The following is a 9,553-nucleotide window of genomic DNA, read 5'->3' as shown; positions in this document are numbered from 1 at the left end:
CGAGTTCGAAAACCTGCATGCACAAGATCAAAGCTTGTCGTCGCGCGGGTTGCCCACCGCCGGGCAGCGTGGTCGTGACAGGCGACCCGCCGCCCGGCCGTGGACAACCCGCGATTTGATCTTATCGGGAGGTGCCACACCGCATTAACCTCAACTACAGATCTATCCGTCGAACCGGGTCAACCTCATACTCATCGATGCTGCCGGGCAGATGGAAATACTCCACGCTCAGCACGCCCTTGCGGTTCCAGCGCAGCGCGCGCCGCATCGCCTGATACTCGATGCGCCACGTCCACGACCGGTCGTAAAAGAGCACGTAGTCCGCGTTCGGCAGGTTGTAACCCGCACGACCGGAGGCCTTCGTCGACAGCAGCCCCGTTGCCCGACCGGTGATGAACCGCCGGTCCTTGTCGGCCACCCGCTTGCTGATCGGAATCTCGCCATGAAACAGAACCGTATCCACGCCATCGGATGACAGTTCCCTGGCGATCGCATTGAGCACGCCCGGATTCTCGGCAAACACGATCGCCTGCTGCCCCTTTGCGGCGATTTCCCGCATACGGGTAATCACCGCGCGCTGCTTGCTCGTCAGACCCGAGAGCCGTGCGACGCCCTCCATCCCGTACTGCGGATAGTTCGCGGCGAAATGCACGGCACGAATGCGCGCGAGAATCGTCACGAGATTGCAGGCTTTCCTGTCGTCGCGCGAGCGTCGATACCAGTCCGCAAACTCGTCGGCCGCATCCAGATAGGTCGCCAGATGCTGAGAGTCCCAATCCACCGTGTGCGTGGTGACCACGGGCGGATCGATCTGGATGTAACGCGACACGTCGGGTTCGCAGACCAGCCTGCGCTTGACGTGCGGCGCCAGCATCGCGCGATACGCGTGCAGGTTGCCGATCTTCGGCACTTCGCGCTTTGCCCCTTCCTGCAGGCTTTCCGCGAATTGCCACGTGACCCACTCCAGCACCACGAAGTCGTCACGGAACCGGTCGACGCCGCGTATCGCGAACTCCACCGAGTTGATCCAGTTCGGCTCGATATAGCCTCGCCGGTACCCATACGGCTGCGCTGCCGTCCCGTCGCCACCCGAAAACGCCATCAGCCCGAAGGCATCACGTGGGTAGTTGGGAATCGGGCTGGCCGTCAGCACGTAACGTCGCCGGGCGGACAGCTGCCAGAGCGCACGGCTCTGGTCACTCGTCGGATTGGCCAGCCGCTCGCCTTCATCAGCCACCAGCAGGCCGATACGGCGGCGCAGCTTGTGCGCATACGTCACCCGCACAGACTTCGCCCGATCCACCGGCATGCGCAGACGCTCATACGAGATCAGGTTCACCTGGCGAAGATCCTTCAGATCCTCCTCGCTGTCGATGACCTTCACGACAGACGGGTCAATCGGCAGTTGCGCCAGTTCGTTCAGCATCTCGCCGATAAGACGGGCCTCCACCACGATCAGACCGTGCGTGACGCCCGACAGCAGGATCAGCGCGATGGACAGACGCGACTTGCCGCACGCCTGCTCCCATGCAATGACGCAACCCTGCGGCTTCATCAGCGTTTCAATCAGATCGTCCTGCTGGAACTCCCAATCGAGCCACTGATCGATACCGAGCGCTTCCATGCGACGACGAAGCAGCGCCGCATACTGTGGAAACGCCGTCGCCAGACCCTCGTGCACGACTTCCCAGCCCTCCGCGACGTTCTCAACGCTGAACCTCGCGTTGAGCTCGTCGACTGAGAGCATGCTCGCCACGCCGTTCACGGTGTATCCGTAACGCCCGTCAGCTTCCCGGGCGAAAACGACCGTGTCACCGGCCCGTACAAGCGGACTCGCCCATTTCGTTGGATCGATCTTGTGGGTCGCGCGAGCGACACCGGTAACCGATTCCGCGGAGCGGGCGCCCGTCGTCCAGACTTCGTGACGAAGCGGTACGGCCTGCCGCGCCGACCTGCGCGCGCGCCTTGCAAAATGCTCAACGAAGCCAGGGGCGAACTCCGCCTTGCCGCCCGCGGACTCGATATGCTCGACCAGCCGGTTCAATGCATCGGAAGGATCGTCCTGCACCAGATACGTTTCGATATCCAGCAGGCCCTGCCCCGCGTACCGCATCCCACGCGGCAGTCTATGACCGTCTCGCGAGTAGATCCGCCGATCCAGCACGTGATTGAGCACCATCGCCTCGACGAATCCGCAACGGAACCGTAGCGAAATCCGGCGGCCGTCGTGACAGATCGTGACCCGCTGATCGCCTGTCACGGGCCGCGTAATCGCGGGCTGTGACTCATCGAGCGATTGGAGTCCGAGCTTCGGTTTCGAATGTGCGCTCTCCTCGAAATGCAGCTTAAGATCAGCGACGGTCAAGGACGGATCGGACACCTGCTCGCGCACGAACTGACCGATCTTGAGGCGGAAGCGATCGAAGACGAGAACCGCCGTGCGGACATTCGCGCCCTCTTCCTTGAACGCCTGTACCGGCATCTCGAAGAAACCCGCGAGACGGTGCGCCGCGCGCTGCAACGGCGAATCGCTGTCGTAGGTGGCCGACGCGATCGCATCGGCGAACGTCAGTGGCAGCAACGCCACAACGACCTGCGCAGCGTCGAGCGCCTGTTGCAGTGCGTACTCGTGGCTCAGTGCGGAGGTGCCTTGCCCATATCGACCCCACGTTGTACCGGGTAGCGGCTTCAGATGCGGTGACTCGAGGTGTAGCGAGAACGGCGGATTGATCAGCGCGATATCGAACGACCTGGGGTGGATGTCCTCCATCCCGGCTCGCCGGAAATCGCAGTCGAATCCGGCCGCCTCCATCGCACCTTGAACCGCGATGATTGCGTCGCCATGCACGTCGACGCCATACAGCGCGTGACGATCAGGGCTCGCATATTGCAACAGGCGGGCGGACCCCACCGAGTTGTCCAGGATCGACACCTTGCGTTTGGGCAGGAAGTTGCACACGAACTGCCACATGAACAGCGCGATCGCATCGGGGGTGAAAAACTGCCCCAGATGACGCTGGCGGGCCATATGCAGCTCGCCTTGGTGCGCGACACCTTGATCCTGTGAGCCGAGACTCACGATCCTGCGAAGCGGGGCGTACCAGTCCGCATCCATCAATTCCATTAAATCAAGTTGCTCCATTGCAGCTCCCGAAAAAAGAAAGGCCCGCACAAGCGGGCCAGTGAAAGACAGTCGGATTCGTGGCGACCGCTCAGAAGCGGTGACGATTCGCCAGATGCTCGGTACCGTACTCGCTGATAAACAGGGAGAGCGCGTCGCCGACCTGATGCGCAAACTTGAACTGCCACTTCTCGTTGAACATCACGATGTCGAGGCCGTCGAGTGACACCTTTTCCCGCGTTGTGAAGTGGTAGTCGACCAGTCGCCCGCGCGTAAGCTGTGCGGACAGCGGATGGAATCCAGCGTCAGACGCGAACGCCGCGAGTCCGCGGATCAGTCCACGGCTGTCGTGGCCGAGTGATAGGTGGCCTTACGGTCGCTCGAGGCGTAGACCTGCTCGCTCCAGATTCGAGCGTCAAGAATGATCGCGCTGCTGGTGCGTTTCATCTCCGTTTCCGGGCGAAGCCCGAAACCATCGATCACCAGCTTCGCCGCCTGAACGAGTCCGATGCGCTTTCCAGCGTCGCCACTGAACGTGCGTTCCAGGTGCGCCCAGAAAGCGTCGAAGTCGGGACATTTCCCGGCCTTCAATGCGCCGCGAATATCGATCGACGCGTTGGCCAGTTCCCGATCGTCGTTGATTTCCAGCCGACCGCCCGGAGGCGAGAAGCGACGGATCGCTTCCCCGACCAGCACATGAGCCAGACGCGAGCAGAAGTCCGAGAGCTCGCGCTCGGTTGAGTACTCCGACCGGACGCTTGCCGCGCGATACGGATGTTCCGAATCCTTCGGAAATGCGGCAATCTCTGCCGCGCAAACTTCCAGATAAGCGGCAGCTGCTTTGGTCTGCGCGTCCTTGAACTGTTGAACGAGTGCTGTGTACATGGTGCTTCCCTTGTGGATGAGACGGGAGAGCACGCCCAGTCGGGAGTGATCCCGTTTGGGTAAGTGGATTGCCCGCAGCTGCGAGCCAGGTTGTTGCGCCGAAGCGCGTGGATTCAGATGCCGTAGTGGTTGCGTACCCGACGACGACGCTCGGCGAATGCAAGTCCGCCAGTCACCGATTCGGGTGCTGCCACCACCAGAAGGCGCAGGGCCGCTGCGCGGTAATGGGTCGAATACCGCCGCGGGCGTTTAGTCGATGCGTCAGTGACGCGATGGATGCCTAGATGCTACCGCTCGCGTTCCGGCGGCACTCCCGAAATGGGCGCGAATTCTGTATGGCTTTCAGCCTTTTCCGCGCTCTCACGTCGGCGCATGCTTATCCACAGATTTTCTGGATAACCCTGTGGATTGTTCCTTGCCGGCCGCTCGCCGCAAGGCGATTATCAGGTTTGCATCAAAGAGCGGCACCAGCAGGAAGCGTGAGCCGGCTCAGCCACTTAACCGGGAAACCTTCCGAAAACCGTATAGCTTTCGTCGCATCAAAGCGCACCATTAAAGCTCCCGCAAGCGTGCAGCTTTCGCATGTCACCGTGCTCGCCGCGCGGCCCAAAATGGCTTACGCGCCTTGTCCGCGCGGAGTCAATGAGCCAGTTTTGATGCCCGATGCCGCCGAGGTCCTTCGAACGCCTCTACGGCCAAATTTAATGGTGCGTGCAACATGTTCAACGTAAGCTTCGACGGCGGCACATTCCCCTTAAGCGACGTTCAGGAAAATCCCGCGCGGTACATGAGGCGGCTTGAACGCGCAAAGATAACGCCCGGGTATGCCACATGCGAGTGCGGGGGTGCTGCTTCGCTCCAGCTTGTGATCCGCCGCTACGGGTCGCTGCTCCATCTGGCCGGCTGGCCAGACGATGGACATCGTCACGATCGCGCCTGCTCGTTCTTCAAAGATCCGAACGTTGCACCTTCCGTCCGCGGCGGCGACTCCAAAGCAGCCATCCTGTCGACACCCACAGGCCTGAACGTAAAATTGGACGCCGCGCTAACCACGCGAGAAACCACCATCGGCTCTCGCGGCTCGGCAACGGAAACCCGATCCCGCCCGAGCCGGCGCTCGGCCAGCCTGCTCGCCTTCCTCCAGACCTTGTGGGTCGAAGCAGCTCTCAATCAATGGACAGGCACAGCATCATCGCGCCACTGGGGGCAATGCAATGGGCAGGTGCTGGCTGAGGCAGGGACGGCCCTGATCAACGGTGCCGATGCCCAGAACGTCCTGCACATCATGCGTCGCTTCGATGAAGCCGATCGCGTCGCAATCAATGCAGAATTCGATGCTTTTATCGCGCGGCTCACGACAGAAAAAGGAACGACGCGGCGCGGGCTCATCATTGGGGAGGTAAGCGAGGTGGCTCCGACCCAATATGGTCACGCGGTAAGTCTGCGTCAGAGCGCGCGCAGGTACTACGCCAGCACCAGCCTGATCGAGCACGCCGCGCGGACTTATGGGCATGCGTGGCGCGCCCTCGGCGAGCGCAGCGCACGCGTCGTTGCCCTCCTTCTCGTTGAGCGCACTTCAAAGGGCCACCTGAAAGTTATTGATCTGGCTGCAATGCTCTGCTCTCACGCGTACCTGCCCTGCGATTCGATTCACGAAGTCGCGATGGCCAACCGGCTTGTCACTGAGCGGCGAGACTTCGTAAAGCCCGTTCGTATGTCAGCAGAGGACGACATGTTGCCCGACTTCGTCTTACGGGACGCCGGCGTGCGGACGCACATCGAGGTCTATGGAATGAACGGTGTTCCAGCCTACGAGGCACGCAAGGAGGAAATGCGGGCGCTTCGGCTCGCGCGTGGCATACCGGCCGTCGAATGGGATGTCGATCGGGAGCCGCTCACGCAGGTGCAGCTTCCGCCCCTTCGCGACGCGCGCGCGACTTGACTTCACCGGAGGCCCGGTAACCTGGAAATAAATGGCCGCCGCGGCAAACCGGCCCCGGCGCGTGAATATCCAACAACACACACAGGAATCCGACCATGCAGTTCACGAAGGCAATCATGAGCGCGGCAGTGGCCGCAGTAATGGCAACCGCGGCCCACGCTTCAGCAGGCAGTGGCGCGTGCCAGCCCGAAGTCGGCTTCTCGCCCGAAGGCAGCGCGGCCGCACTGGTCGACCGCGCGATCGACAGCGCCCAGCGCTCGATCCGGGTTTCGGCGTATTCGTTCACCTCGCCCGATGTCGTGCGTCACCTGCTCCAGGCGAAGCGCCGTGGCGTCGAAGTCGCCGTCGTCGTCGACGAGAAGAGCAATGTCAACGAGGACCGTTCCGGTAAGGCGCACGCGGCCCTGAACCTGCTCGTGAACGCACGCATTCCGGTGCGCACCGTTGGCGTCTACCCGATCCACCATGACAAGGTCTTGGTCGTTGATGGTTCAACTGTCGAGACCGGCTCTTTTAACTACAGCCAGGCTGCGGCGTCTCGCAATAGCGAAAACGCGCTCGTGCTCTGGGACTGCCCGGGCGTCGCCCGGGGCTACCTCGAGCATTGGCAAAGCCGCTGGGACCAGGGCGTCGAATTCCGTTCCTCCTATTGAAAGCGCTGGACTTCCAGCCGCTCCGACCCACTGAACAGGAGTACCCGTGCAACAGATATCCCAGGTAGTTCAGGACATCCTCAATCTGACGCGCTATGCGGCGTCGCCGTTCGTGCTCACCGGTCGCCCCGATTCTGTGCGCCAGTGGCTTTCAGTGTTGCAGGAGCGCCTGAACGCGATCCTGCAGCGGGTCGACAACGCGCTCGCGTCATTCGAGGAGACGCGAGAGGGTGAGAACGACTGGACAGACCAAGAGCGCGTTCTGAGCAGTGAATGGGTACAGCGCAATTTTCCCAACGAGGCAGACAGCGTCAGGGCGGCACTGCGCAAGGCGTGGGTCGACGGTCAACGACTGTGCACGCGGTAGCGGATGGCGGAGCAACGGCGAAACTTGACTTCCGGTCCGGACAGGCAAGATCAAAATGCGCCCGGTTCTCATCGGGCTATCCAACTACAGGAGTCCGCGATGCTGGGCAAAACCTTTTTTCTTGAACGCGCAATCTCGCGCTCGCTCGACTGGCTGGGTCGCTACCCGGCTTTGGGCTGCGCCGGCCACGATCCTGAATCACTTTCTTCGGGCCGCCAGATAGTCGTCGCCGCGGCCACGCCCCGTGGCGTGCGCTGCGTGTTCTTCAGTGCAGTCGAGTCGGTCCTCGATTTCAGCGCGGCATGGGCCGAACTCGAGCGCGCGAAAACCTGGTGGTACTTCGTGCAGCGCTGGTGTTTCTGGGTCGTGCCAGACGCGAAGACGCTCGACGCGATCAACCCGGCGGGCGATCACATCGAACATCTGATCGTCCCGACCTGCGCGCCGTCCGATCTCGCCGACGCGGCGTTCCTTCCGTGGCTGGACGCGATCGAAAAGCGCGCCCGCCAGTGCGGCACGCTGGCGGTACAGTCTCACGATGTCGAAACTGTCTGAGCGGGAGTCGGGATGAGCGAGAACAGCAAGATCGAATGGACCGACCACACCTTCAATCCGTGGGAAGGCTGCCAGAAGGTCGGCCCGGGTTGCGATCACTGTTATGCGGAAACGCGCAACGCGCGCTTCGCCGGCGGCACGCCGATCAACTGGGGCCCGGGCGCGCCACGTCGCCGCACCTCCGCCGCGAACTGGCGCAAGCCGCTGCAGTGGAATGCGCAGCATGATGAGTTCTTCGCGAAGCACGGTCGCCGCCAGCGCGTGTTCTGCGCATCGCTCGCCGACGTGTTCGACAACGAGGTCGATCCGCTATGGCGCCGCGATCTGTTTGAGCTGATCGAGCGCACGCCGAACCTGAACTGGCTGTTGCTCACGAAGCGCATCGGCAATGTGTCCGACATGGTCGCTCACGCGCGATCGCGCGATTGGCTCGCGGGTCGCGACAACGTCTGGCTCGGCGCGACGGTCGTCAATCAGGCCGAGGCCGATCGCGACATCCCGAAGCTGCTTGCGGTGCCAGCGCGGGTGCGCTTCCTTTCCATGGAGCCGCTGCTGGGCCCGGTGAGCTTCGAAGGCATGTTTGCGGGCAGTGACAGGCGCGACCACACCAACGCCCTCGAGGCGCTGGACTGGTTGATTGCCGGTGGCGAAAGCGGACACGGCGCCCGGCCAATGCATCCCGATTGGGCGCGCTCGCTGCGAGATCAGTGCGCTGCCGCGGAGGTTCCGTTCTTCTTCAAGCAATGGGGCGAATGGGCACCCGGCTCAAACCCCTCCACACAGCCGATGGACCGCGTCGGCAAGAAAGCCGCCGGTCGCGAACTGGACGGCCGCGTTCATGACGATTTTCCTGAAACTATTCTTCATACATAAAGCGGCGCTTTTCCGGTTGTAAATCGGCTTTTCGCGCGTCCAATGTCCAACGATAATGCCTGCCAATATCTCCCAATAAATGCACGGCGAAGACCCGGACAATGTACGAACAGCTCTATCCATGCGATCACTGCGGCGGACGCGGAACGGTCGGCCTGTCTCAACGCGTCGCCGCCGAAATCGGTCAGTCTGGCTTTGACTATGGCCAGTTTGGACGCCACGCGGGACCGCCCAAGATCGGGGATACTATGCCCCGCCCGCCCTTCGCCCCTCAAACCGAGAGGCTTGCCTGCATCTATTGCGCCGACTGCGGGATGTCGACGCCGTGGTTCCCATACGCCAACAATGAAGCCGACGCTTTGAAAGATGCAGCGGTGATATGGAACAGGCGTTTGAGCAGACCCAAAATCACCGAGGGTGACCTGCGCGATCTCGTCGAGAAAGAGCTTGGCGCCTGCGACACCCAAATGGTTATTGACATGCTGGCCCGCAATGACGAGGACTGGGAGACGCGAGGACCGCTGTTCGCCGTGCTCGCCCAGAGGCTGGTCGACGCTTCGGTTTCGACGATCGACAGCTGGCCAATCGAGCCGGTGCTTCGCGACGCCGCGCGATACCGCAAGCTGGTCCAACTCGTAAAGTGGTTGGACGTCGACGGCAATCGCTACATCCAGTTTCCGACGATACCTACCCCGCGCGAGCACTCCGACCTGATGTTCGAAGACAGGATTGCACTGGCGATCGACGGAATGCCGGACAGGGATCGCTGGTGATGGCAGGTTGGCCGCGGCGTGCGAGACGAACTAATTTGTATAAGTCGCGACGTCATCGGACCGACATCGTCAGATCCTGCGAAGGCTGCTCAACCATGTAGCTGGCGAAAGGCGGCACCCGACCCTCAACGGTCGGTCGTCACCAAGCGCTTGCGATGGCCGCTTGCGTAGTACAACTGCCCTTCAATCGGTCTTGTTTGCTCTCGAGCCCACACAGACCGCCAGCAGTCACACCGACACGGCAATGCTTCTTGACGACTCTAGCAGGCTGTTGAATTTGGGTCCCGTGTAAACGGGGTTTGAGGGACGGGCGTTATGGATATCGTGTTCATGATCTTTGGCAGCGGATGCGATGCGCGGAATGGATGAGATGCAGGAACCCCT

General features: G+C 61.9%; 9 protein-coding genes. 6 read left to right on the top strand and 3 right to left on the bottom strand.

Annotated elements, in window-relative coordinates; all coding sequences use genetic code 11:
• Positions 1 to 154: 154 nt before the first annotated feature.
• The 3 genes from AB4Y34_RS39840 to AB4Y34_RS39830 all read right to left on the bottom strand — a co-directional run bounded on the left by AB4Y34_RS39840 (position 155) and on the right by AB4Y34_RS39830 (position 4,039).
• Positions 155 to 3,142, bottom strand: a complete 2,988-nt coding sequence (locus AB4Y34_RS39840) for an SNF2-related protein (RefSeq protein WP_368719125.1) — start codon at positions 3,140 to 3,142, stop codon at positions 155 to 157.
• Between the two features lie 70 nt (positions 3,143 to 3,212).
• A complete protein-coding gene (locus AB4Y34_RS39835) occupies positions 3,213 to 3,350 on the bottom strand; it encodes a hypothetical protein (protein WP_255215382.1) in 138 nt (45 codons plus the stop codon).
• A gap of 104 nt (positions 3,351 to 3,454) precedes the next feature.
• The gene (locus AB4Y34_RS39830; protein ID WP_255215381.1) at positions 3,455 to 4,039 is read right to left on the bottom strand and encodes a hypothetical protein; all 585 of its coding nucleotides are present in this window, start codon (positions 4,037 to 4,039) and stop codon (positions 3,455 to 3,457) included.
• Between the two features lie 685 nt (positions 4,040 to 4,724).
• Between AB4Y34_RS39830 and AB4Y34_RS39825 the strand changes: the two genes are divergently transcribed.
• From AB4Y34_RS39825 to AB4Y34_RS39800, 6 genes are all read left to right on the top strand, one after another.
• The gene (locus AB4Y34_RS39825; protein ID WP_176370097.1) at positions 4,725 to 5,948 is read left to right on the top strand and encodes a DUF1173 family protein; all 1,224 of its coding nucleotides are present in this window, start codon (positions 4,725 to 4,727) and stop codon (positions 5,946 to 5,948) included.
• A gap of 140 nt (positions 5,949 to 6,088) precedes the next feature.
• A complete protein-coding gene (locus AB4Y34_RS39820) occupies positions 6,089 to 6,601 on the top strand; it encodes a phospholipase D family protein (RefSeq protein ID WP_368719126.1) in 513 nt (170 codons plus the stop codon).
• Positions 6,602 to 6,647: 46 nt separating this feature from the next.
• The gene (locus AB4Y34_RS39815; protein ID WP_368719124.1) at positions 6,648 to 6,968 is read left to right on the top strand and encodes a hypothetical protein; all 321 of its coding nucleotides are present in this window, start codon (positions 6,648 to 6,650) and stop codon (positions 6,966 to 6,968) included.
• A gap of 99 nt (positions 6,969 to 7,067) precedes the next feature.
• Complete coding sequence (locus tag AB4Y34_RS39810) at positions 7,068 to 7,523, top strand: hypothetical protein (RefSeq protein ID WP_368719123.1); 456 nt, start codon at positions 7,068 to 7,070, stop codon at positions 7,521 to 7,523.
• Positions 7,524 to 7,535: 12 nt separating this feature from the next.
• On the top strand, positions 7,536 to 8,396 hold the full coding sequence (locus tag AB4Y34_RS39805; protein WP_176370093.1) for a phage Gp37/Gp68 family protein: 861 nt from the start codon (positions 7,536 to 7,538) through the stop codon (positions 8,394 to 8,396).
• A 101-nt stretch (positions 8,397 to 8,497) separates the two neighbouring features.
• Positions 8,498 to 9,169, top strand: coding sequence for a Lar family restriction alleviation protein (locus tag AB4Y34_RS39800; protein ID WP_368719122.1), 672 nt, complete (start codon positions 8,498 to 8,500; stop codon positions 9,167 to 9,169).
• The last annotated feature ends 384 nt before the right edge of the window (positions 9,170 to 9,553 follow it).

The organism is Paraburkholderia sp. BR10954, assembly GCF_040965775.1.
Taxonomy (GTDB): domain Bacteria; phylum Pseudomonadota; class Gammaproteobacteria; order Burkholderiales; family Burkholderiaceae; genus Paraburkholderia; species Paraburkholderia youngii.
Note: the sequence above shows the minus strand (reverse complement) of the source record. Positions and strands in the feature narration are given on the sequence as shown.